Here is a 24,378-nt window from a genome sequence, read left to right on the forward strand (position 1 = left end):
GAGCCCGTCCGGCCACCGGTAGCCGACCGGGTCCGTGAGACGCGACGCGGCGCCGCTCCCCACCTCATGGGCGGGGCGCGGCGCCGCGGTCACGGACGCGTCGGTGAGCGTCAGGCCTGCTCGCCCTTGAGCCAGCTCATCATCGGGCGGAGCTTGCCGCCGGTCTCCTCGATCGGGTGGCCCGCCAGCTCCTCGCGGTAGCGCTTGAAGTTGGTCTGGCCGGAGTCGAACTCCTCGACCAGCTCGCGGGCGAAGCGGCCGTCCTGGATCTCGTCCAGGATGCGGCGCATCTCCTTCTTGGTCTCGGCGTTCACCACGCGCGGGCCGCGGGTGTAGCCGCCGTACTCGGCGGTGTCGGACACCGACCAGTACATCTTGGAGACGCCGCCCTCGTACATCAGGTCCACGATCAGCTTCATCTCGTGGAGGCACTCGAAGTAGGCGACCTCCGGCTGGTAGCCGGCCTCGATCAGCGTCTCGAACCCGGCCTTGATCAGCTCGGAGACGCCGCCGCACAGCACGGCCTGCTCACCGAACAGGTCGGTCTCGGTCTCCTCGGTGAAGGTCGTCTTCAGCGCGCCGGCGCGGGTGCCGCCGATGCCCTTGGCGTACGACAGCACGAGCGGCCAGGCGTTGCCGGTGGCGTCGCGCTCGACCGCGACCAGGCAGGGCACGCCGCGGCCGGCGGAGTACTGACGGCGAACCAGGTGACCCGGGCCCTTCGGCGCCACCATCGCGACGTCGACGCCCTCCGGGGCCTCGATGAGGCCGTAGCGGATGTTGAGGCCGTGACCGAAGAACAGCGCGTCGCCCTCGACGAGGTTCGGCGCGACGTGCTCGGCGTACAGGTGCCGCTGGATGTGGTCCGGCGCGAGGATCATCGTGAGGTCGGCCTCTTCGACGGCCTCGCCCGGCGACAGCACGCGCAGCCCGTCGGCCTCGGCCTTCTCCCGGCTCTTGGAACCCTCGGGCAGGCCCACCCGGACGTCCACGCCGGAGTCGCGCAGGCTCAGCGCGTGCGCGTGGCCCTGGCTGCCGTAGCCCAGCACCGCGACGTGGCGGCCCTGGATGATCGACAGGTCGGCGTCGTCGTCGTAGAAGATCTCAGTCACTTGATTGCCTTTCACGGGTTGTCCGTCGCGACGTGCCTGGATAGGAGCTATGCGCTGCGGTCGAGGGCGCGAAGCGAGCGGTCGGTGATGGAACGGGCGCCGCGGCCGATGGCCACCATGCCCGACTGCACGAGCTCCTTGATGCCGTACGGCTCAAGGACCCGGACGAACGCCTCCAGCTTGTCGGTCGTCCCGGTGACCTCGATTGTGACCGCGTCCGGGGCCACGTCCACGCAGCGCGCCCGGAAGAGGTTCACGAGTTCGAGGACGTGCGACCGGCTCTCGGAGTCGGTCCGCACCTTGATCAACATCAGCTCGCGCTGCACCGACTGGTTGTTGTCGAGCTCGACGATCTTGATGACGTTGACCAGCTTGTTGAGCTGCTTGGTGACCTGCTCCAGCGGGAGGTCCTCCACGTTGACGACGATGGTCATCCGCGAGATGTCGTCGTGCTCGGTCGGCCCCACGGCCAGCGAGTCGATGTTGAAGCCGCGACGGCTGAACAGCGCGGCGACCCGGGCCAGCACGCCCGGCTTGTTCTCCACCAGGACGGACAGCGTGTGGCGACTCATGCCATCTCCTCGCCTTCGGCTCGGAGTGGCATTCGCCGGACACTGTGCTCGCTGATTCGCTCGCTGCGCTCGCTCATGCCATCTCCTCGCACTGCTGGTCGTGATCGGGTCGGGCCGGGGCCGGGCTCATTCTCCGCCCTCCCAGTTCGGCGCCATGTCGCGGGCGTACTTGATGTCGTCGTTGCTGGTGCCGGCGGCGACCATCGGCCAGACCATCGCGTCCTGGTGCACGACGAAATCCACCACGACCGGCACGTCGTTGATCTCCATGGCCTTGAGGATGGTCGCGTCCACGTCCTCGGGGCGCTCACACCGCAGGCCGACACAACCGTACGCCTCCGCGAGCTTCACGAAGTCGGGAATCCGCTTCACCCGCTGCAGGTCGGTGTTCGAATACCGCTCGTCATAGAACAGGGTCTGCCACTGGCGGACCATGCCGAGGTTGCCGTTGTTGATGACGGCCACCTTGATCGGCACACCCTCGATCGCGCAGGTCGCCAGCTCCTGGTTGGTCATCTGGAAGCAGCCGTCGCCGTCGATCGCCCAGACGACGGTGTCCGGGCAGCCCATCTTGGCGCCCATGGCGGCCGGAACGGAGAAGCCCATCGTGCCCGCCCCGCCGGAGTTGATGAACGTTCCGGGCTTCTCGTACTTGACGAACTGCGCGGCCCACATCTGGTGCTGGCCCACACCCGCGGTGTAGATCGCGTCCGGCCCCGCGAGCGCGCTGAGCCGCTCGATGACGTACTGCGGGGCGAGCGAGCCGTCGGCGAACTCCTCGTACCCCAGAGGGTAGGTCTCCTTGTAGCCGTTGAGGATCTTCCACCAGTCGGCGTAGTCACCCTTGCGGCCCTCGGCGTGCTCGGCCCGCACCGCCGCGATCAGGTCGTTGATCACCTCACGGCAGTCGCCCACGATCGGCACGTCGGCATGCCGGTTCTTGGAGATCTCCGCGGGATCGATGTCCGCGTGGATCACCTTGGCGTGCGGCGCGAAGCTGGACAGCCGGCCGGTGACGCGGTCGTCGAAGCGGGTGCCCAGCGCGATCAACAGATCGGAGCGCTGCAGGGCGCCCACCGCCGAGACGCTGCCGTGCATGCCGGGCATGCCCATGTGCTGGGGGTGGCTGTCGGGGAAGGTGCCCCGCGCCATCAGCGTGGTGACCACCGGGATGCCGGTCAGCTCGGCCAGCTCGAGCAGCTCGGCCGCGGCCCGCGCCTTGTGCACGCCCCCGCCGACGTAGAACACCGGCCGGCTGGCCTCGCTCATCAGCCGGGCCGCCTCGCGGATCTGCTTGGAGTGCGGCCGGGTCACCGGGCGGTAGCCCGGCAGTTGCATGACCGGCGGCCAGGAGAAGGTGGTCGTGGCCTCCAGCGCGTCCTTGGAGATGTCCACCAGCACCGGCCCGGGGCGGCCGGTCCCGGCGACGTGGAACGCCTCGGCGATGGTCCGCGGGATGTCCTCGGCCTTGGTGACCAGGAAGTTGTGCTTGGTGATCGGCATCGTGATGCCGGAGATGTCGGCCTCCTGGAAGGCGTCGGTCCCGATCAGCGGTGACGCCACCTGCCCCGTGATCGCCACGATCGGCACCGAGTCCATGTAGGCGTCGGCGATCGGGGTGACCAGGTTGGTCGCTCCCGGGCCACTGGTGGCCATGCACACCCCGACCTTGCCGGTCGCCTGCGCGTAGCCCTCGGCCGCGTGGCCGGCGCCCTGCTCGTGCCGTACAAGCACGTGCCGGACCTTGGTCGAGTCGTAGAGGGGATCGTACGCGGGGAGGATGGCCCCGCCCGGGATCCCGAACACCGTGTCGACCCCGACCTGCTCCAGCGCCCGCACGAGGGCCTGGGCACCTGTCATTTTCTCGGTCATCGGCTCGTTCCTTGTGGCTGAGCTTGCTGTGGCTGGGCTGCTTGGCGTGACTTCTGGCATAAAAAATGCCCCATCCGCTGAGCGGAGCTGGGGCGCGCGCAGGAACGAGTGCTTCGTCAGGCTGCGCGCCTGCGAAGTACTACGAGAATCCCACCGCGATGCATGGCTACACGATGTCCGATGGACCGCCTCCACGTCAAATCATCTGGGACGCCCGTCTCGCCATCCAAGACACCCACAACGGACTCCCAGGTTATGCCATCGGCACCCGTCCGGCATCCTCCGAGACGGGTGGGAAACGCCCCTACGCCGTGTTCTGCAGGGTGGAGGTGGGCATCAGGGAGTCGACGCCGCGTGCGGTCATGGGGCGGGCCACCAGATAGCCCTGGCCGCGCGTGCAGCCCATCTTGCGCAGCAGGTCGAGCTGCTCGGGACGCTCGATGCCCTCGGCCACGACGATCAGGCCGAGGTCGTTGCCGAGCTGCACGATCGTCCTCGTCAGCAGGGTCAGCGTGTCGTCGCGGCCCAGCCCGGAGACGAACGACGGGTCGATCTTGATCATGTCCACCGGCAGCTGGCGCAGGAACGCGAGGGACGCGTAGCCGGTGCCGAAGTCGTCGATGGCCAGCCGTACGCCGAGGGTCCTCAGCTCCGACAGCCTGCTGATCATCTCTCCGGCGTCCTCGACCAGCATCTCCTCGATGACCTCGAGCGTCAGCGCACTGGCGGGCAGCCCGCTCTCGCTCAGCGCGTCCGCCACGGTCTCCACGAAGCGCGGAGCCATGATCTGCCGCGCGGACAGGTTCAGCGCCAGCCCGATGTCCCAGGACGACGCACGCCAGGCCGCGACCTCACGGCACGCCTCGCGCAGGATCCACTCGCTGAGCGGCACGATGATCCCGGTGTCCTCGGCGGGCCCGAGGAACTGCTCCGGCGGCACGAACGTGCCGCCCCGCCACCAGCGCACCAGCGCCTCCACGGCGGTCACCCGCGACGTGGCCAGGTCGACCACCGGCTGATACTCGATCGCGAACTGGTTTTCGAGCAGCGCCCGCTGCAGGTCGGAGGCGATCTCCAGGCGGCGCAGGACGTCGGCGTGCATGTGGGTGGCGAAGACCTCCACCCGGCGCCCGCCGAGCTCCTTGGCCCGCGACATCGCGACGTCGGCGTTGCGCAGCAGGTCTCCGGGAGGCAGATCCTCCTCGGCGAACGCCACGCCGACGCTGGCCGTCAGCGCGACGTCCCGGTCCGCGACGCGGAACGGCTCGTTGGATACCGCGCGGACGAGCCGCTCGGCCAGGTCGATGGCGGTCTGCGCGTCGGTGCCGCCGGACCCCCCGCCCTCCAGCAGCACCGCGAACTCGTCCCCGCCCCACCGGGCGAGGGTGTCGTCGGCGCGTACGGCCGAGCGGAGGCGGCGGGCGGCCTGGCCGAGCAGGTGGTCGCCACTGGCGTGGCCGACGGAGTCGTTGACGGAGGTGAAGCCGTCGAGGTCCAGGAAGATCACGGCGGTTCCGCCGGCGCCGCGGCGGGTGAGCACGTCGCGGGCGCGTTCCTCGAAGTAGGCCCGGTTGGGCAGCCCGGTGACCCCGTCGTGGAAGGTCAGGTGGGTGACCTGGTTGCGCAGGGCCACCTGGTCACTGAGGTCGCGGATCGTGACCAGGACGAGGTCGTCGTCGCGTACGTGCCGGGCGGCGACGGACTCGGTGGGCCGCCAGGTGCCGTCGGAGGCGCGGAACCGGCAGGAGATGCGGGTGCCGCCCTCCTGCGCCGACCCGCCCTCCTGCTCCGGCCCGCCCTCCTGCTCCGGCCCGTCGTCCTCGTCGGTCATGCGGTCGAGCAGGGCCTGCACGGCCGGCAGGTCCTCGGGGTGGATGTAGTCGAAGATCGGCCGGAAGGCGAGGTCGTCCGGGCGGTAGCCATAGGTGGCCTCCAGCCCGGGGCCCACCTCCTGGATGACGCCGACGGTGTCGCACACGAGCACGACGTCGCCGGTGTTCTCGGCGAGCCTGCGCAGTTGCTGCTCGCCCACGTCCACGAGGCGGCGCATGCCCGCGGTCTCGACCAGGAGCACGAACAGCCGGCCGAGCAGGACCAGGACGACCGAGGCCGCCACGACCGCCAGGGCGGCGTCGCGGCTGCCTCTGATGACGTACAGGGTGGCGATCACCGTGGCGGCGGCGACGAGCACCAGCGGAGTGGCGGCCGTCAGCGCGGCGGGCAGCGGCCTGACCGGCCGTACGTCCTGCACCCACGGGGTGACGGCCAGAACGAGCAGCATGGCCGGGACGACGAGCCCGGCCGCGAGCGGCGGGGTGTCGCCGTCGAGACGGGCGAGGGCCGTGGCCATCTCCGCGACCGTTATCGCGGTGAGCACCCCGACGCCGGTGAGCCCGACCGCCCGGTTGCCCGACCGCGACGCCGCCACGGCCGGTGTCACCGCGCAGGTCGCGAGCAGGCAGACCACGGGCAGCGCGAGCGCGACGAAGAACGCGCCGGTGTCCTCCGCCTTCCTGAACGCCGGGCCGAGCACGGCGACCCAGGTCATGGCGAAGACCGACGCCGCGCCCAGGTAGGCGTCGGCGGCCTGGCGTATCACCCCGCGGGTGAACGCGGGTGGTTTCACCGACATGCCGCAGCCGATGGCGAGCAGCACCGATCCGACGAGCATGAGCAGGTCGGCGAAGGTGAGAACGAACGGCGTACCGTCCGCCATGGGACGTACGCCGACGCCGAGGAGCCAGGTCAGCGACCCGGCGGCCATCCACCTCCAGGCGCCGGCCTGCCGCCGGTGGGAGGGGGTGACGCGGGAGGCGGCCATGATCAGCGAGACGGCCGCGAACAGGCCGGTGACGACCCCCGCGATAGCGGTCACGACCGGCGCCGAGCCCCCGGTGATCAGGGCCACGACGACGGCCACCGCGCCGAGCCCGGCCGCGGTGGTGACTGGGACCCGGGGGTCACGCCTGACGTTCACGCGCGTCGCCTCTGCACCTGTCGCCGATTGCCCACCGGCCGTCGTGTCCTCCACGGTTTCGGCGGAGGCCGGAGTCGTTTCGGCGTCGCCGGGTCCGGTGGGGTGTGCGGTCACTGCCCCTCCCGTTCTCGACTCGGCTTTACTCTCCCTGTCACATGGCCAGTGTGCGCGCAGCCGCTGATCGAGAGGGGGACAACGAGCGAGTCGTCACCGATCTGATAACCAGCCGTGCACGCTGAGCATCACCGTACGCACCCCAGGTCACGAGGCAGCCACGTTCCGGAATCCTTAATGGAGCGGTCAGTAATGCCCGGTGATCATGTTAGCGAGCGGGCGGCCCGTCAGATGACGGATGACCTGTTCCCGCACCAGGTTCCGGGTACGGCGTACGGACGCGGGCGTGCTGCCGGCTACGTGCGGGGTGATGAAGACCCCCGGGGCGGTCCAGAGCGGGTGATCGGACGGCAACGGCTCGACGGGGGTGACGTCGAGCGCCGCCCGAAGCCTGCCCGACCGCAGCTCGGCCAGCAGCGCGCCGGCGTCCACGACCGACCCGCGCGCGGCGTTCACCAGCAGCGCGCCGTCCTTCATCCGGGCGAGGAACCGGGCGTCCACCAGACCGGCCGTCCCTGCCGTGGCGGGCACCAGCAGCACGACCACGTCGGCCGCGGGCAGCAGCGCGGGCAGTTCGTCCTGGCCGTGGACGCCGTCCCGGGCCGTGCGCGCCACCCGGACGATCTCCACCTCGAACCCGGCCAGACGCCGTTCGAGCGCCTCGCCGATCGAGCCGTATCCGACGATCAGCACGGTGGAGTCGGCGAGGACGCCGGTGTGGTGGTAGGTCCACTCGCGTCTGGCCTGGGCGGCGGCGAAGCCGGGGAACTCCCGCAGCATCGCGATCATCGCACCCACCGCCCACTCGGCCGTGCCCGCGTCGTGGACCCCGCGGGCGTTGCACAGGACCGCCTTCGGCGGCACGTGCGGCAGGTACGGCTCGACCCCCGCCGTCACGGTCTGCAGCAGGCGGAGGCCGGTCATCCGGCCCAGCAGACCGGCGGTGTCCGGCACCGGGACCAGCGGAGGCACCCAGATCTCCACCTCCTCAGGGGGGCCGGGCGGCGGCGTCCTTCCGTCGTACACCGCGCAGTCGAGGGCAGGAAGCCCTTCGGGCAGCACGGCGAGGGCGTCGGCGATGTCCTGTGAGGCGACCCAGATCTTCACGGGCACCAACCTAGGGAACCATCGCACCGGCCCGCGAGTATGGGTACACGAGGAGGTCATCGGGGATGGCGGACAGACACGGCACGGGCACCGCGCGCCTGGCGGCGGCCCTTTCGTCGGCGGCCGTTCTGACGGCCCTTCTGGCGGTCCTTCTGACGGTCACGGCGTGCGCGCCCGGCGGAGCGGGCGGGGGCAGGACTCCGTCGCCCGCCACGAGCGAGGTCACCGGCGCGGCCGGGGGTGCCGCCGCGGACGGCGACGCCCGGGAAGTCGGAGAGGGTGCCAATGGAGGTGCCGGTGAGACGACCGTCACCCCGGCCGCGCCGCGCACACTGGTCACCGGTCTGTCGGTGCCCTGGGCGATCGCGTTCCTGCCCGGCGGCGACGCACTGGTGACCGAGCGCGAGTCGGCGCGGCTGCTGCGGGTCACGCCGCGCGGCGAGGTCCGCGAGATCGGCGTGATCGAGGGCGTGTCGGCGAGCGGCGAGGGCGGGCTCCTGGGGGTGGCCGTTTCGCCCCGCTACGCCACCGATCACCTCATCTTCGTCTACTTCACCGCCGGGGACGACAACCGTATCGTCCGCTACCGCTACGACGGGCGGCTCTCGGACCGCCGGGTGATCGTCAGCGGCATCCCGAAGGGGCCCATCCACAACGGGGGCCGCCTCGCCTTCGGCCCCGACGGCCACCTCTACGCCTCGACCGGCGAGACCGGCAGGGACGGCATCGCGCAGGACAAGAGCTCGCTGGGCGGCAAGATCCTGCGCATGACGGCGGAGGGCCGGCCCGCCCCCGGCAACCCCTTCGGCACGCTCGTGTGGTCCTACGGGCACCGCAACGTGCAGGGCCTGGCCTGGGACGACCGGGGGCACATGTACGCCACCGAGTTCGGCCAGGACACCTACGACGAGATCAACCTCATCGAGAAGGGCCGCAACTACGGCTGGCCCGAGGTCGAGGGCGTGGGCCACCGGCCCGGGTACACCGATCCGCTGCTCACCTGGGCGCCCGCCGAGGCGTCGCCGTCCGGCCTCGCGTACGCGCGGGGGGCGCTGTGGGCCGCCGCGTTGCGCGGCGAGCGGCTGTGGCGCGTGCCGGTGGACGCCTCGGGCCGCGCCGGCCGTCCCGTCGCGCTGTACACGGGCGAGTACGGCAGGCTGCGCGCGGTGGCCGCCGCGCCCGACGGCACGCTGTGGGTGGGCACCAGCAACCGGGACGGGCGCGGAACCCCCAGGGACGGCGACGACCGGATCCTGGTGGTGCGGCCCTCGGCCTGACGGCCCGGCCGCCGCACTCCGGATTCCGGCCCGGGGGGCGCGGAGGCGTACGCGGTCAGCCTGAGCAGACGACCTCGGCCTGGGCCCGGTAGGAGGTGCGGAAGGTCCGCCGGGAGACCACCTCGCCGTTCTCCCGCAGCACCCGCGTCACCGTCGCGGTGAAACCGGGCTGCCCCGGCGTCGCCACGCAGCCGGACCCGTGACCGGTCACGGCGGGCACGGAGACCCGCTGCCCGACAACCGGCTCCTCCAGGTCCACGTCGTATCGCTTGGTGCTCCACAGCGTCACGGTCAGCGAGGTGCCGGTGGCGGAGGCCTGGACGAGCACGCCGTACGGCGAGTCGTTCCTCCAACGCAGGTCCGGGCCGGGGAGGGACACCGCGGCCTCGGTGCCGACCGGCAGGTGGGCGGCGTGGACCTCGGGTGGGGTGTGCTCGGTGACCCGTAGGCCCGCGCGGAGCACCGCGTTCATCATCGTGGTGGCCACCTGGGTCATCCCCGCCGCGTCCGTGCCCGCCCGGCCATGGATCATGGTGGGGGCGACGCCGTCGAAGCCCGCCGCCGCGGTGCGCGGGCCGACGACCTCGTTGAACGAGAACGTCTCCCCCGGTCTCACCAGGTGGCCGTCGACAAGCGCGGCGGCCCTGCGGATGTTGCCCGCGCTCGACGGGCAGCAGGCGTAGGAGGTGGCGAAGCGGCCGACCTCCTCGCGGATCCCCATGCGCTCCGCCACGTCGTCGGTGATCCGCGGCGGGCCGTTCACGACCGGCACGGCCACCGTACGGCCGCCGCCGTCGAGAGCGGCCAGCACGTCCGCGGCGAGGCGGTCGGTGTCCACCCGGTCACCCGGCCTGCCGGGCACCAGGACCGGCCGGCCGTCCGCGATCGTGAAGGCGGCGTCGCGGGCCACCCGCGCGGGGCCGACCAGCGTGGCCTCCACAGCGGCGATCGCCGCCTCGGCGTCGAAGCGCGGCCGCAGAACCGCGCCGTCGGGAGCGAACGTCAGGTGCCGTGCGAGTGTGGCCGGCGACAGGCTGACGGAGACGTCCCCGTTGGTCAGCGTGAGCGGCGCGGCCGTCGATCGCCTCGCCCAACTCAGGGCGCGCCGCACCTCGGCGCGGGTGATGTGCGGCAGATCCCGCATCGTGGGCACCACGACGATGCTCTCCGGGTGGAGGTATCCCCTGACGATCTGGTCGGCCGTCGCCTTCCTGTCGATGACGCGGCCCACGCGCGGAAAGGTCGGAACCGGGGTGACCCCGTCGAACGACACGTCGCCCTCGCGCCGCGGGATCTCCAGCGGCGCGGCGATCTCCCTGGCCACCGCCTCGTCGAGCTTCCGCCGGTCCACCGACACGACGGGCTGCACCTCACGGCTGCCGGTCAGCGCGCTCCACACCTCCGTCGGGCTCGGGAAACCCCCCGGCGCGACGCGCGCCGTGGCCTCCGCGTCGAGGGCCAGACCGGCGCGCACCGGGTCCAGGGTCAGCCGCCGCGTGCCCTGCCGTACGATCAACGGCGTCCTGGCCAGGGCATACAGCCGTTCGCGCAGCGTGACGGCGGCCTCGGTCCTGCTCTGCCCGCCGATGTCCACGCCGAGCACCGTGGTGCCGGGCAGGATCTTCCCCGCCATCGGGATGGCCGGCAGGACGTAGATCGTCAGGACCAGCACCACCAGCCCGATCAGCGCCCGGCGGAGCGTACGGCCCCGAGGGGCGGCGTCCAGCGGTTCGAGGTCCGGCGGCGGGACGACCGCGGGCTCCTCGCGCACCGGGCGCTCCGGGACCCGCCACGGCTCGACCGGCGGAGCCGGCGGCGGGATGGTCGCGTTGCCGGACGGCTTGGCCGCGGCCGGGACGGCTGGAGCGGGAGGTTCGGCGAAGATGTCCGCCGAGACCCCGGGAGGAAGGGCCGAGACCCCGCGGGGCAGCGAGGTGACGCGGCGCACCGGGTGTTTGCGCGGAGGCGTGGGCTCCGCCCCGGACGGATCCGTGGGCGGGTCGACGGACGCTCCGGCGTTGCGCACGCCTCGGTCTCCTCCAGCTCAAGGTCAACTCCGATCAGTTAACCCTAAAGCACCCTCTGCTGGATATGTCCCGAAGCCACAGCTTGCGCGCTTTCCCTTTGCACGCGTCGGCCCGCGGCTGTCTTTTACGCGCAACGGCCGGCCATGTCTACCGTGGCCGGCCGTTCCGGTCGTCTCAGCCCTGGACGCCGAGCTTCTCCAGGATGAGCTCACGGGCCCGGCCCGCGTCCGCCTTGCCCCGGCTGGCCTTCATCACGCCGCCGACCAGCGCGCCCACGGCCGCGATCTTCCCGCCGCGGACCTTGTCCGCGGCGTCGGCGTTGTCCGCCAGCACCTGGTCGATGATCGCCGACAGCTCGCCCTCGTCGCTGACGACCTGGAGGCCGCGCTTCTCCACGACCTCGTCCGGGCCTCCCTCGCCGGCGAGCACGCCCTCCAGCACCTGGCGGGCCAGCTTGTCGTTGAGCGCGCCGGAGGCGACCAGCTCGGCCACCCGGGCGACCTGCGCCGGGGTGATCGGCAGGTCGGCGAGAGCCGTACCGGCCTCGTTGGCCCGCCGGGCCAGCTCGCCCATCCACCACTTGCGGGCGTCCGCGGCGGGAGCGCCCGCGGCCACCGTCGCCTCGACCAGGTCGATCGCGTCGGCGTTGTGCATGGCGGCCATGTCGAGGTCGGACACGCCCCACTCCTGCTGGAGCCGGTTGCGCCGCGCCGACGGCAGCTCGGGCAGCGCGGCCTTCAGCGACTCGACCCAGGCGGGGTCGGGCGCGATCGGCAGCAGGTCGGGCTCGGGGAAGTAGCGGTAGTCCTGCGCCTCCTCCTTCGACCGGCCCGAGGTCGTCTGCCCGGTGTCCTCGTGGAAGTGCCGGGTCTCCTGCACGATGCGGCCGCCCTCGGCGAGGATGGCCGCCTGGCGCTCGATCTCACCCCGCACCGCGCGCTCGACGCTGCGCAGCGAGTTGACGTTCTTGGTCTCCGTACGGGTGCCCCACTCGGCCGAGCCCCGCGGCATCAGCGACACGTTCACGTCGCAGCGCAGCGAGCCCTGCTCCATCCGCACGTCGGAGACGCCGAGCGAGCGCATCACCTCGCGCAGTTCGGTGACGTACGCGCGGGCGACCTCGGGGGCGAGCCGGTCGGTGCCCTCGATCGGCTTGGTGACGATCTCGACGAGCGGGATGCCGGCCCGGTTGTAGTCGACGATCGAGTAGTCGGCGCCGTGGATCCGCCCGGTCGCGCCGCCGACGTGGGTGGACTTGCCGGTGTCCTCCTCCAGGTGCACCCGCTCGATCTCCACGCGGACGGTCTTCCCGTCGACCTCCACGTCCAGGTAGCCGTCCGTGCACAGCGGCTCGTCGTACTGGCTGATCTGGTAGTTCTTCGGCATGTCCGGATAGAAGTAATTCTTCCGGGCCATCCTGCACCACTTCGCGATGGTGCAGTTCAGCGCGAGGCCGATCCGGATCGTCGATTCGATCGCCTTCTCGTTGGCCGTCGGCAGCGAGCCGGGCAGTGCCAGGCACACCGGGCAGACCTGCGTGTTCGGCGGCGCGCCGAACACCGTGGGGCAGCCGCAGAACATCTTCGAGGCGGTGCCCAGCTCGACGTGCGTCTCCAGCCCCAGCACCGGCTCGAAGCGCTCCAGCGCCTCGTCGTACGGCATGAGCGTCGCGGTATCAGCCATGCTGGTAACCCAGTCCTTCCAATGCTTCGATCATGTCATTCCACCATTGCTGGAAGGCTGGCACCTTCCGCAGTTCAGCGATGCCGGCGGTCTCCGCCACCGACACATAGAAGTTCCGGAGCACGCCGTTCTTCTTGGGGTTCATCCCGGCCTCGTCCCGCAGCAGGGCCTCGACCACCGTCTTCGGATCCAGGCAGGACTCGACCTCCGGTCCCGACACGGGCGTCCGGCCGAGCTTCCGCACGTTGAGCGCCCTGACGAGAGCCGCATGGTCCGCGAGCAACCAGGCCTCCGTCTCCCTCATCGGGACGACGGCCACCAAGGGTTCCTCGAAGTCGCTGGTCCTCCAAGTTTGCCGCATCCGCTCCAGCACGGGACCCGACTTCGCCGGTGGAGCTCCGTCATGGTGGTACAGGACCACGTCGAAGCTGCCCCGCTCCTGCTTCAGAGCCGTGAGCACGGGCTCGGGGCTCTGGTTGCCGGCCTTCGGCAGACTGCGCACCTCCTGCACCTCCCGGCAGGCCGGGAAGGACTCGATGACGAGCTCCTCCAAGGCCCGGCGCAGCAGGATCGGCAGGAACCAGTCGTCCGACGGCCCCTCCCTGATGAGAACGCAGCTCAAGCTCCGCATCAGACCGGTTCCTCCACCCCGGCGCGGAACCTGTCGAGCTCGGAGTCGGTGACCCGCGGCCACCGCTCACCCTCCACGCGGACCGGGCCGGCGTTCTCCCTCAGCCGTCGCACCCGGGTCACCCGGCTGGGAACCCCATCCTCGATGATCGTCGTCATGTCGAGGAACGCGATGTTCTCGTACGGCACCGCGTCCAGCACCACGGGCGAGTGGCTCGTGAAGATCGCTTGCCGATGCGGCAGCCGGGCATCCGACCGATCTCGTTCCGGCGGCTCGCGGAAGTCGGTGACGAGAGCTCCGGCCAGGCTGAGCAGTTGCCGCAACCGCTCCGGGAAGACCCCGTTTTCGGGCTCCTCCACAGCCGTGGTCCCGTGATCGTGCAGGGCCGCCAGGATCGCCAGCATTCGCAAGGTGCCATCTGAGGCGAACTCCGCCCCAAGCTCGTGCTCGTATGGCGAGGAGAACTCCAGCCGGACGTCCCTGCGGTGCTCGTCCTCGACGATCGTGAAGTCGCTGATTTCCCGAACCAGCCCCACGAGATGCATCTTTATCTCGCCGATCTGACCGAGCGGCCGGTTGTCCGAAGCCCCCTCCTTCGCCAGGAAGCGGAGGTAGTTGGGCAGGTCTCGCCCGGTGGAGTCCATCCGCTGAGGGCCGCCCATCTCACTGGGCCGGCGAAGCGAACCGGCTTCGAGATGCAGAAAACGTGTGTTCGCGAGTTCCCCTTGCAGTTGCATCAGAAGAAGGCTTTCGCCTCGGTCACGCCTCACCATCCCGGCCACGGCGGCGGTCAGGAGACCGAGCACGCCCCGGAGGTCGGGCAGCTCTTCTGCGGCGGGGAGTTCGATGACTTCGCTCCCCTCCCACTCGACTTCCTCGTACCACTGAGGAGCCGCGCTCAGGAGTGGATCCCAGCGCTCGGTACTGAACGGTATCGAAACGAGGCGCTGCGCCCGGACGACGAGGCCCTCGATCGTGTCTTCCGGAACCTTCCAGCTGAGATCGAGTTCGTACCGCCACCGATTACCGGCGTGGAAAGCGGAACCCATGAAAAAGAACTCCAGGGCAAAGCTCATCAAGTCCACGCGCGTGCCGTCCCCGCGCCTGCGAAACAGTCCGCGGGCGTCGCCCCGCACCCGCGCGACCGCGGAGTTCAGCCCTTCGGTGGCCGCGGTAGCGACGAACGTCAAAGCGTCAAGCAGGTTCGACTTGCCACTGGCGTTGGTGCCGATGAGCACGAGGAACGGCGGCAGATCGAGCGCGAACCTCTCGAACGACTTGAACCCGTCGATCTCGATTCGGGTGATCAATCTGCCGTCCCCCTCCCTTCGATTCGCAGAGTGTGTGTTCCCCGGCCATCGGCAGCCCGCTTGGTGTCGGGCAAACGCGCATGTTCAGCCTTGCGTCGAATTCCACAGAGCAGCCGCGGCAAGGGGCACAGATCCGTCACGTTGTTACCCATAACGGAAACCCAACCGTTCCAGGGCATTCCCCATCGAGGTCCACCAGTCCGCGAACGCGGGCACCTCCCGCAGTCGGGACACGTCGATGAGCTCAGCCAGTTCGCTGAAATAGCGTTCCATGCTGTCTCCGTCCGGCCTGGCCCTCCTGTGACGTCTCACCAGCGAGCGCATCACCAGCCGAAGCAGTTCCTTCGGGTCGGCCTGCTGTTCGACCTGCTTCGGCTGCTGCGGGAGCAACTCGCGGACCTTCGCGATCGGTACGGAGAGGACCGCGGCGAGCGCCTCGGGGTCGGCGAGAATCCATGCCTCGGTCTCCACCACCGGGACGACCGGCACCAGAGGTTCCCCGCTCCCGGCGTCATTCAGCGCCTGCCGCACCTCATCGAGTTTCTCAGCGGCCTTCCGATGCGGCGACCCGTCGTGATGATAGAGGAGCACGTCGAACGCATCGCGTTCACGAATCGCCGCCTTCGCGATCTCCTCGGGCCGCTGGTGGTCCGCGCCGAGCACCCGGACGTCTCTCACGTCTACGTCGCCCGGAAAACTCTCCAGGCAGAGCAGATGCGTGGCGCGCTGGAGCAAGACCGGAAGGAGCCACTCGTCGGAGGGTCCCTCACAAACCAGGACCGCCTGTAGACACCTCATGAGATCGCGGGTTCCCGGCCCGCGCGGAACCGCTCGATCTCGCTCTCGGTGACCCGGGGAATGTCCTCACCCGGCAAGCGATTCGGCTGGCCGGGCTCGACGAGGCGACGGGCCACCGTGACCCGCGAGGGGACCCCTTCCTGGATCCTCGTCAGGTTCTCCAGGAAGACGATGTCCCGGCGTGGCACCGCGTCGAGGACGACCGGCGAGTGACTCGTAACGAGAACCTGCTTGAGGGGCCAGATCGGGTCGTCCGCGGATGGGTCACTGACCAGGCGACGCATGGTTGCGAGGAGGTCTCGGAGGCGTTCGGGAAACACGCCGTTTTCCGGCTCCTCAACAGCCACCAGGCCTCCGCGGTCCGAATCGTTGAGCATCGCCAGCAACGCCAGGATCCGGAGTGTGCCGTCAGAGGCCACATCCGCACCGAAGCGGGGAACATAGCGTCCGTCGAAGACCACTCGAACATCCCGGCGCTCATGGTCTTCTACCACGTCGAACGACGTCACCTCCCGCACGATTCGGGCGAGATCCGCGCGAATCTCCGCGAGAACTCCCGCCTCGTCGCCCTGGTCCGCGCTCATCTGGCGAAGATGACTGAGGTATCCGGGCAGGCCCTCGCCATTAGGCCGCAGCATGGGACGCGCGGGCAGGGCACTCGGTTTCCTGAGAGCGGCATCTTCGAGCTGAAAAGCGGAAATCTGGGCAAGCGTTTTCAAGATGGCGTTGACGACGGCGTCATACATCTGCCCTTCCACGCTCGTGTCAACGTCTCCGTCGCCCATGTCAGCCATCGGGTGGCCGTCCGGAAGCGTGAAGAGGTGGAGGAAACCGTCTTCTCCCAAGAGCGCACAGGCGGCGTCGTCGTCTTCGTCGAGATAGGTGACGTACTTCGCGCGCCACTCCGGATCCGCGTTCACCTCGTCCGGCCAGGAGTCGTCCTCCTCGACCAGCGGAATGAAGAATTGCGTGGATTCGGGACCCCTCTTCTTGAGGGTCACCCACAGCTCGTAGCGCCAGCGGGAACCAAGGCTCCTGCGCCACTCCTCGGGCACCGACCGGCCCCATCCCCGATCCGGGTCCACGATCAGTTCGACGCCGAATTTGATCTCTTTTGCTCGCGAGCCGTCTCCCCGCTGCCGGAACAACCCCACGGCGTCCCCGCGAACGGCGTCTATCCCGTCGTATAGGTCACCACGCGCCTGCGCGGAGATGAAGCGAAGAGCGTCGAACAGGTTCGACTTGCCGCTGGCGTTACTGCCGATGACGGCGAGGAACGGCGGCAAATCGAGCTTGAAGTCCGCGAAGGACTTGAAGCCGTCGATCTCGATGCGGGTGATCATGCCGCCGTTCCCCTCCTCTCGGCGACTAGAGCGCGGGCGCGCGGGACAGCAGCGGGCCGCCCCACCGGCTCTCGAACGCCTTCTCCACGGCGGCGCCGATCCGGTAGCAGCGGTCGTCGGCCAAAACCGGGGCCATGACCTGCAGCCCGACCGGCAGGCCGTCCTCGTCGGCGAGGCCGCACGGCACCGAGATCGCCGCGTTGCCGGCGAGGTTGGTCGGGATGGTGCACAGGTCGGCGAGGTACATCGCCATCGGGTCGTCGGCCCGCTCCCCGATCGGGAACGCCGTGGTCGGCGTGGTCGGCGAGACCAGCACGTCCACCTGATGGAAGGCCGCCTCGAAGTCCCGCATGATCAGCGTGCGGACCTTCTGGGCCTGCCCGTAGTAGGCGTCGTAGTAGCCGGACGACAGGGCGTACGTGCCGAGCATGATGCGCCGCTTGACCTCGGGACCGAAGCCGGCCGCCCGGGTCAGGGCCATGACCTCCTCGGCGCTGCGGGTGCCGTCGTCTCCGACGCGCAGGCCGTACCGCATCGCGTCGAAGCGGGCCAGGTTGGACGAGCACTCCGACGGCGCGATCAGGTAGTACGCGGGCAGCGCGTAGGAGAAGGCCGGGCAGGAGACCTCGACGACCTTGGCCCCGAGCGACTCCAGCAGTTCGACGGCCTCGTTGAACCGGGCGAGGACGCCGGGCTGGTAGCCCTCCCCGCCGAACTCCTTGACCACGCCGACCCGCATGCCCGCCACGTCGGCCTGCCGCGCGGCCTCGACGACCGGCGGGACCGGCGCGTCGACCGAGGTCGAGTCGAGCGGGTCGTGGCCGGAGAACGCCTCGTGCAGCAGCGCCGCGTCGAGCACGTTGCGGGCGAAAGGCCCGGGCGTGTCGAGAGAGGACGCGAACGCGATCAGCCCGTAGCGGGACGAGCCGCCGTACGTCGGCTTCATGCCGACGATGCCGGTCACCGCGGCGGGCTGCCGGATCGAGCCGCCGGTGTCGGTGCCGGTGGACAGCGGCGCCTCGTAGGCGGACACCGCGGCCGACGAGCCGCCCGAGGAGCCGCCGGGGATCCGGGACAGGTCCCAGGGGTTGTGCGTGGCGCCGTACGCCGAGTTCTCCGTGGACGATCCCATGGCGAACTCGTCCAGGTTCGTCTTGCCGAGAATCACCAGGCCGGCCTCGCGCAGGCGGCGGGTCACGGTCGCGTCGTACGGGGGGCGCCAGCCTTCGAGGATCTTCGACCCGGCGGTCGTCGGCATGTCGGTCGTGGTGAACACGTCCTTGTGCGCGATCGGCACCCCGGCGAGCGGGCCGAGCGTCTCCCCGCCGGCGATGCGCTCGTCGACCGCGCGGGCCTGCGCCAGCGCGGACTCCGCGTCGACGTGCAGGAAGGCGTTGACCCTGCCGTCGACCTCGGCGATCCGGTCGAGGTGCGCCTGGGCGACCTCGACGGCGGTGACCTCACGGGAGGCGACCAGCGCGCCGAGCTCGGCGGCGGTCTTGCGAATCAAGCTCATTCTTCCTCCCCGAGGATCCGCGGCACGCGGAAGCGGTCGTCCTCCACGGCGGGCGCGCCGGACAGCGCGTCCTCGGGTGAGAGGCCGGGCCGTACGTCGTCGGGCCGGAACACGTTGGTCAGCGGAAGCGCGTGCGAGGACGGCGGGATGTCGTCGGCCGCCACCTCCGCGACGCGGGCGACGGCGCCGACGATCTGGTCGAGCTGGGCGGCGAAGTGGTCGAGCTCGTCGTCGGCCAGTGCCAGCCGGGACAGCCGGGCGAGGTGAGCGACCTCATCGCGGGTTATGGCGGACATGAGTCGTCGAACCCGTTTCATGATGGAGATTGGACCTACCCATCCTAGGGCTCGCCGCCGAGCGCGGCCGACCCGACGAGGCCGCGTCACATGGTCTTAACTCACGCCTCGCTCAGTGCGGCGCGAGACGGACGTCGCCGCTCTCCTTCAGGGCCGGGCTCCCCTGACGGGCGCTCAGTGCCAGTGACTGTCGCAGGTCCGCTTGCCGCCGCCCTGCTTGCACACCTGCATCCAGAAGTCCTTGAGACCCCGGCTCGCGGAACCGCGCCAGTCGACGTAGAGGCTCACCGGCGCGTTGTGGCCCTTGGTGGTCCGGATGTCCTTCGTGTGCGTGCTCCACCCGACGGCCGTGCGCGAGCGGTAATGGACCCGGAACACGGCGTATCTGCCGTCGCCCGCGCTGTCCTTGAGGCTCCCGTCGACGGTGAACCGTATCTCCCCCGACAGCTTCTGCCAGCACAGCGTGCCGCGGGCGCTCGCACCGGAAAGGGAGCTGGACGTGTGGCGGCAGGTGGGCCCGGCGAGTCCGCCGGAAGCGGCGTACGCGGGCGCGGGGATGCACACCGCCGCGATTCCCAGAGCCGCCACGATCAGACCTGCCTCTCGTCGCGTCACGTTCGTCACGTCATGCCCTCCTGCTGCGTCGGGGAACGGGTTGCGTGCTGTGGTGATCGAGACGGACGGCGCCGGCTCGTGTCATCAGCATCGGGTGCCCGCGGGCGCCTGTCGTTGGACCGCAGCGCAGTCTTCTTGACCCTGAGCGTCTAACTCTGGGCGTCTAAATCGCGCCGGCGGCGGACCGTCTGTACGCGCCGGGGGGCATGCCGTACGCCGTCTTGAAAACGCGGCTGAATGACGCGGCGTCGCGGAAACCCCACCGCGCCGCGATCCGCTCGACGCTCTGCCGCGACAGCCGGCCGTCGGCGAGATCGGCGCGGCAGCGCTCCAGTCGCTGCCGCCGGATGTGCCCGCCCACGGTGATCCCTTCCTGCTGGAAAAGGCGATGCAGGTAGCGGACAGAGATGTGGTGGGCCGCGGCGATCGACGACGGTGACAGATCCGCCCGGCCGAGATGCCGCTGCACGAACGCCTTGATCTCCCGCATGAGCACGCGCTGCCGCGTCTCCACCGGTACCACGCGGGCCCGGTCGACCACACCGGCGAGGAAGGCGGTGGCCAGTTCGATCAACGCGTCGCCGAGAAGGACGCACTGGACGGGAGACAGATCGTCCCCTTGGCAGACGAGCTCTTCCAGCATCCGGGCGAGCAGGACTCCCACACCCCGCCGCGACGGCAGCGGACGTGACGCGTGGCCGCGCAGCAGTTGTTCGGGCACCGGCAACGACCTGCGGGGCAGGTCCAACTGCACGGTACGGGCCACGCCTCCGGCTTCCAGCGCCTCGGACCGGAAGGGCCGTGAGGGATCCTGCAGCACCAGATCGCCGATCCGCAGCTCATGGCGTTCACGATCCTGCTCGATCCAGAGCGACCCGCCGCAGATGAGCGTGAGCGTCCACACCTCCGGGTCGGAACGCCGGATGAGCCGCTGCGTACGGACCGCTCTCATGCAGTCGAACTCCGGCACCGCCACCGTCACCCGCCCGAGTTCCAGCACTTTCACCGCTGCCCGGTAATCGTCGGCGTGGTCACTGCTGAGCAGCGTGGGGTACATCTGCCGCGCGGTCAGCTCGCACCACCACGGGAACCGCTCCGCGGTGGGCAAATCCTCACTGCGCAACTCGATCAACGCCGCGTGATCCTCATCGGGCGCGTCGTGGGGCGGAGTTCACACAGGCAGGATCGGCGTCCCCACGCTGCCAGTCAACAAATGTCGCGAAATCCGTCAGAACGAGCTCGCGCCGGCGACGGCGTCGCCGCTCTCGTGCTCTCTTAACGCGGCGCCGAGCCGGCCGCGCAACCACGTGGTCGCCTCGCTCGCGGGCATGGGCTTGGCCAGCCACCATCCCTGGCCCGCGTGGCAGCCCATCTCGCGCAGCAGCGCCGCGACCTCCGGTGACTCGACCCCCTCGGCCACCGACCTCAGCCCGAGAGACCGCACGAGGTCGATGATCGAGCGGACGATCCGCTCGTCGTCCGCGGACTCCCCGAGCCGCCGTATGAACGACGCGTCGATCTTCACCTCGGAGACCGGGAGCCGCTGAAGACGGACCAGGGAGGAGTAGCCGGTGCCGAAGTCGTCCAGTGCGAGCTGGATGCCGAGCCCGGCGAGCGTGCGGATCGTTTCGGCGCTGTAGGCCTGGTCGGTCATCAGAATGCGCTCGGTGACCTCCAGCCGGATGGCCTCGGGAGGCAGGTCCAGCTTCTCCAGGCCGGACTCCAGTTGCTCGGGCAGGCTCGAATCCAGCAGGTCGCGGGCCGACACGTTGACCGAGACCGGCACGTCGACGCCCGAGTGCCACCACCGGGCCGCCTGCCGCAACGCGTGACCGATGACGTGCTGGGTGAGCTCGCGCATCAGGTAGGACTGCTCGGCCAGCGGGATGAACTCGGCGGGCGAGATCGGCCCGCGCACCGGGTGCCACCAGCGCAGCAGCGCCTCGACGCTCTCGACCCTGCCGTCCTCCAGGCTCACCTTGGGCTGATAGTGGAGCTCCAGCTCGTCGGCGTCGATCGCCCGGCGCAGGTCGCCGAGCAGGCTCAACCGCTCCGGCGAGTTGCGGTCCTTGCCCGGCAGGTAGAACTCGACACCGGTGCGGCTCTCCTTCGCCAGATACATCGCCACGTCGGAACGCTGCATGAGCAGCTCGAAGTCCGGCGCGTGGTCGGGATAGAGCGCGATGCCGATCGACGCGTCGAGGTCGAAGGTCATGCCCTCGAGGCGTACCGGCTCGGTCAGCGCGACCCGCAACCGTGAGGCGACCTCCTTGGCCGCGTGGGCGTCCCTGATCGACGGGAGCAGCACCGCGAACTCGTCACCGCCGAGGCGGGCCACCACGTCGCCTGGCCGCACGCTGTGGGTGAGCCGGTGGGCCACGATCTGCAGCAGCCGGTCGCCGACCGGATGGCCGAGCGTGTCGTTGACCTCCTTGAAACGGTCGAGGTCGAGCAGCAGCAGGCCCACCCGCTCGTGCGCCCGCGCCTCGGCCAGCGCCTCCTCGGTGCGCAGAATGAGCATCTTGCGGTTGGGCAGACCGGTGAGCCCGTCGTGGGTCGCCTGGTGGTCCCGGCGCAGCGAGAGCGTCGCGGTGAAGTAGACCGCGGTCAGCGGCGCGACGAACAGGGGGACCAGGGCCGTGGAGTGCGCCATCACGACCACGACCAGCGGCGCGAGCCCGAGCAGCGCCCCGTAGACGAGGGCCTGCGGGCCGATGGACGCCTTCATCACCCGGGTCAGCGGCCGGCGCTCGTGCAGCGCCACCGCCTGGCAGACCAGGATGGCGCGGACCGCGAAGTACGCCGCCGCGGCCACCACCAGGGCGGGGATGTCCCGGCCGTCGGGCATCCAGGGGGTCGCGGGCGCCGGATGCGCGCCGAACGCGGCGAAGGCGGCCGCCGCCGCCGTGCAGGCCAGGGTCACCTGGGCGAGGTTGAACAGCACCCGGTGCCAGGCCCTGCGGCGCACCAGGCCGCTGACCACCACGGCGACCGCCTGCATCAGCGCCGCCGTCGGCAGGCCCTGGTAGATCAGCACGGCGAAGGCGAACATCGTGGAAGTCGGCGTGCCCCCGACCAGCGTCGAGGAGCTGAACATGACCGGGCGCAGCTCCCCCAGCACCACCAGGACGGTCAGCATCCAGAACAACGGAGTGCGGGCCACCTCGCCCAGCTCGCCGAAGCCGAGCCGCACCTGCGCGATCACCAGTGCGGTGACGCCGACGGCGGTGACCACGGTGAGGTAGGCCCACAGCGGCGAGCCGGGGCGCGGTCCGGTGTCCCGGGTGTCGACGGGCGTGGATATCTCGCCCAGGTCGACGGCGGGCAGAAGGACGCGTGGCACCCCGGTGAGCGGCGTGAGACCGCGTGAAAGCGTCATCGGTAAGAAACCCCCCAAGAGGTCACTATGGGAGGGTACGACCTCTGGGCCACTTCGCGAAACCGCTTGGGCACACTGCGTCACCATGATTTCTGGAGATATCACGGTCTGCCCGAGCTTGGGGTGAAAGTTTCAACTGCTCCACGAGTCCGTTCCCCCGCCCGCCTGCGGCTTTTAGGTTGGCCGTCCAAACAAAACCCGAGCGGCCCTTCTTGGACACGCCGTCGGCTCCCTACCATCCGAGATACCTGTGGGAGCGCTCCCACATTACCGGACGGAGTATTCCATGTCTCGCAGATTGACGGCGGCTGTGCTCACAGCGGTCGCCACGGCCGCGGTGGGGGCGTCCGTGCTCTCCTCCTCCGCCGCGCAGGCCGCCGACTCCGCCTTCTACGTGGACCCCACGACCAACGCGGCCAAGTGGGTGGCCGCCAACCCCGGCGACAGCAAAGCCCAGGTGATCAGGGACCGCATCGCCGCCGTCCCACAGGGCCGCTGGTTCGCCAGCTACAACCCCTCGGCCGTACGCAGCCAGGTCGACGCCTACGTCGGCGCGGCCGCGTCGGCGGGCAAGATCCCGATCATGGTCGTGTACGAGATGCCGAACCGCGACTGCGGCGGCGCGAGCGCGGGCGGTGCTCCCGACCACGCCTCCTACCGCGCCTGGATCGACCAGGTCGCCGCGGGCCTCGGCGGGCGGCCCGCCTACATCATCCTGGAGCCCGACGCCCTGGCGATCATGCCGAACTGCATGAACTCCTCGCAGCAGGCCGAGGTCCAGGCCTCCATGGCGTACGCCGGGAAGAAGTTCAAGGCCACCTCCCCGAACGTCAAGGTCTTCTTCGACGCCGGCAACGACGCCTGGGTGGGCGCCTCCGACATGGCCAACCGCCTGCGGGGCGCCGACATCGCCAACAGCGCGGACGGCATCTCGCTCAACGTCTCCAACTACCGGTTCACCTCCGGCGCGGTCTCCTACGCCAAGAACGTCATCGCGGCCACCGGTGTGTCCTGGCTGAAGGCCGTGATCGACACCAGCCGCAACGGCAACGGCCCGGTCGGCACCGAGTGGTGCGACCCGGCCGGCCGCGCCACGGGCGCCTGGAGCACCACCAACACCGGCGACTCGGCGATCGCCGCGTACCTGTGGGTCAAGCCTCCGGGCGAGTCCGACGGCTGCATCGCCCCCGCCGGCCAGTTCGTGCCGCAGCGGGCCTACGACCTGGCGATCGCGGCCCCGTACACCCCGCCGCCGGTGTCCCCGTCGCCCTCGCCGTCGCCCTCGCCGTCGCCGTCGCCGTCGCCGTCTCCCTCGCCCTCGGCACCTCAGTCCCCGTCGCCCTCGCCGTCCCCGTCGGCCTCGCCGACGTTCACCGGAGACCGCGGCTGTACGGCGGTCTACAAGGTCGTCAACTCGTGGGGCGGCGGCTTCCAGGGCGAGGTGACGGTGACCAGCGCGGGCTCCTCGGCGATCAGCAACTGGACCGTGAAGTGGACGATGCCCGGCGGGCAGTCCATCACCCAGGCGTGGAACGCCAACCTCACCGGCAGCAGCAGCGTCACGGCCACGAACCTGAACTGGAACGGCAACCTCGCCCCCGGCGCGAGCACCACGTTCGGCTTCCTCGGCAGCTCCAGCGGGACCCCCTCCACCCCGTCCCCGCTCGTCTGCACCGTCTCCTGACCCCCGCATAGTCCAGGCGTGCCGTACGGGCCTCCCCACCCGTACGGCACGCCTGTCCCGTATCC

General features: G+C 70.3%; 18 protein-coding genes. 2 read left to right on the forward strand and 16 right to left on the reverse strand.

All coding sequences use genetic code 11. From position 1 onward, the window contains the following. Window positions 1-110: 110 nt before the first annotated feature. From ilvC to ACQPZZ_RS33365, 5 genes are all read right to left on the reverse strand, one after another. Window positions 111-1,103 carry a ketol-acid reductoisomerase gene (gene ilvC / locus ACQPZZ_RS33345; RefSeq protein WP_363644189.1) on the reverse strand — a complete coding sequence of 331 codons (993 nt, stop codon included), beginning with the start codon at window positions 1,101-1,103 and terminating at the stop codon, window positions 111-113. A gap of 56 nt (window positions 1,104-1,159) precedes the next feature. Continuing rightward, window positions 1,160-1,684: an acetolactate synthase small subunit gene (ilvN, locus tag ACQPZZ_RS33350; protein ID WP_363643987.1), complete on the reverse strand. Its 525-nt coding sequence runs from the start codon at window positions 1,682-1,684 to the stop codon at window positions 1,160-1,162. A gap of 126 nt (window positions 1,685-1,810) precedes the next feature. Then, entirely contained in the window at window positions 1,811-3,616 is a 1,806-nt protein-coding gene (locus tag ACQPZZ_RS33355) for an acetolactate synthase large subunit (RefSeq protein ID WP_432925647.1), read from the reverse strand. 244 nt (window positions 3,617-3,860) lie between these two features. Beyond that, window positions 3,861-6,533 (reverse strand): putative bifunctional diguanylate cyclase/phosphodiesterase, encoded by a 2,673-nt coding sequence (locus ACQPZZ_RS33360; protein ID WP_432925649.1) that lies wholly within the window; start codon window positions 6,531-6,533, stop codon window positions 3,861-3,863. Window positions 6,534-6,833: 300 nt separating this feature from the next. After that, window positions 6,834-7,754 (reverse strand): 2-hydroxyacid dehydrogenase, encoded by a 921-nt coding sequence (locus ACQPZZ_RS33365; protein ID WP_432925651.1) that lies wholly within the window; start codon window positions 7,752-7,754, stop codon window positions 6,834-6,836. 65 nt (window positions 7,755-7,819) lie between these two features. Between ACQPZZ_RS33365 and ACQPZZ_RS33370 the strand changes: the two genes are divergently transcribed. Further along, window positions 7,820-9,031, forward strand: a complete 1,212-nt coding sequence (locus ACQPZZ_RS33370) for a PQQ-dependent sugar dehydrogenase (protein ID WP_432925653.1) — start codon at window positions 7,820-7,822, stop codon at window positions 9,029-9,031. Window positions 9,032-9,086: 55 nt separating this feature from the next. On the opposite strand, the gene ACQPZZ_RS33375 is transcribed toward ACQPZZ_RS33370, so the two are convergent. The 11 genes from ACQPZZ_RS33375 to ACQPZZ_RS33425 all read right to left on the reverse strand — a co-directional run bounded on the left by ACQPZZ_RS33375 (window position 9,087) and on the right by ACQPZZ_RS33425 (window position 22,554). Then, window positions 9,087-11,057, reverse strand: coding sequence for a VanW family protein (locus tag ACQPZZ_RS33375; RefSeq protein ID WP_432925655.1), 1,971 nt, complete (start codon window positions 11,055-11,057; stop codon window positions 9,087-9,089). 175 nt (window positions 11,058-11,232) lie between these two features. After that, the gene (gatB, locus tag ACQPZZ_RS33380) at window positions 11,233-12,741 is read right to left on the reverse strand and encodes an Asp-tRNA(Asn)/Glu-tRNA(Gln) amidotransferase subunit GatB (protein ID WP_363643975.1); all 1,509 of its coding nucleotides are present in this window, start codon (window positions 12,739-12,741) and stop codon (window positions 11,233-11,235) included. Then, on the reverse strand, window positions 12,734-13,372 hold the full coding sequence (locus ACQPZZ_RS33385) for a DUF4276 family protein (protein WP_432925656.1): 639 nt from the start codon (window positions 13,370-13,372) through the stop codon (window positions 12,734-12,736). The genes gatB and ACQPZZ_RS33385 overlap by 8 nt, the downstream gene beginning before the upstream one ends. Further along, on the reverse strand, window positions 13,372-14,682 hold the full coding sequence (locus ACQPZZ_RS33390) for an AAA family ATPase (RefSeq protein WP_432925658.1): 1,311 nt from the start codon (window positions 14,680-14,682) through the stop codon (window positions 13,372-13,374). Before ACQPZZ_RS33390 ends, ACQPZZ_RS33385 begins: the two co-directional genes overlap by 1 nt. Before the next feature lie 144 nt (window positions 14,683-14,826). Next, entirely contained in the window at window positions 14,827-15,480 is a 654-nt protein-coding gene (locus ACQPZZ_RS33395) for a DUF4276 family protein (protein WP_432925660.1), read from the reverse strand. Next, entirely contained in the window at window positions 15,477-16,823 is a 1,347-nt protein-coding gene (locus ACQPZZ_RS33400; protein ID WP_432925662.1) for an AAA family ATPase, read from the reverse strand. Before ACQPZZ_RS33400 ends, ACQPZZ_RS33395 begins: the two co-directional genes overlap by 4 nt. A gap of 25 nt (window positions 16,824-16,848) precedes the next feature. Then, window positions 16,849-18,339: an Asp-tRNA(Asn)/Glu-tRNA(Gln) amidotransferase subunit GatA gene (gene gatA / locus ACQPZZ_RS33405; protein ID WP_432925664.1), complete on the reverse strand. Its 1,491-nt coding sequence runs from the start codon at window positions 18,337-18,339 to the stop codon at window positions 16,849-16,851. Then, window positions 18,336-18,635, reverse strand: a complete 300-nt coding sequence (gene gatC / locus ACQPZZ_RS33410) for an Asp-tRNA(Asn)/Glu-tRNA(Gln) amidotransferase subunit GatC (RefSeq protein ID WP_363643963.1) — start codon at window positions 18,633-18,635, stop codon at window positions 18,336-18,338. The genes gatA and gatC overlap by 4 nt, the downstream gene beginning before the upstream one ends. 174 nt (window positions 18,636-18,809) lie before the next feature. Continuing rightward, entirely contained in the window at window positions 18,810-19,259 is a 450-nt protein-coding gene (locus ACQPZZ_RS33415; RefSeq protein WP_432925667.1) for a hypothetical protein, read from the reverse strand. A 154-nt stretch (window positions 19,260-19,413) separates the two neighbouring features. Next, the gene (locus ACQPZZ_RS33420) at window positions 19,414-20,382 is read right to left on the reverse strand and encodes a helix-turn-helix domain-containing protein (RefSeq protein WP_432925669.1); all 969 of its coding nucleotides are present in this window, start codon (window positions 20,380-20,382) and stop codon (window positions 19,414-19,416) included. Between the two features lie 96 nt (window positions 20,383-20,478). Further along, the gene (locus tag ACQPZZ_RS33425; protein WP_432934633.1) at window positions 20,479-22,554 is read right to left on the reverse strand and encodes a putative bifunctional diguanylate cyclase/phosphodiesterase; all 2,076 of its coding nucleotides are present in this window, start codon (window positions 22,552-22,554) and stop codon (window positions 20,479-20,481) included. 361 nt (window positions 22,555-22,915) lie between these two features. On the opposite strand from ACQPZZ_RS33425, the gene ACQPZZ_RS33430 reads away from it, so the two are divergent. Then, window positions 22,916-24,313: a glycoside hydrolase family 6 protein gene (locus ACQPZZ_RS33430; RefSeq protein WP_432925671.1), complete on the forward strand. Its 1,398-nt coding sequence runs from the start codon at window positions 22,916-22,918 to the stop codon at window positions 24,311-24,313. Window positions 24,314-24,378: the final 65 nt, after the last annotated feature.

Source organism: Microbispora sp. CA-135349, from assembly GCF_050947365.1.
Taxonomy (GTDB): Bacteria; Actinomycetota; Actinomycetes; order Streptosporangiales; family Streptosporangiaceae; genus Microbispora.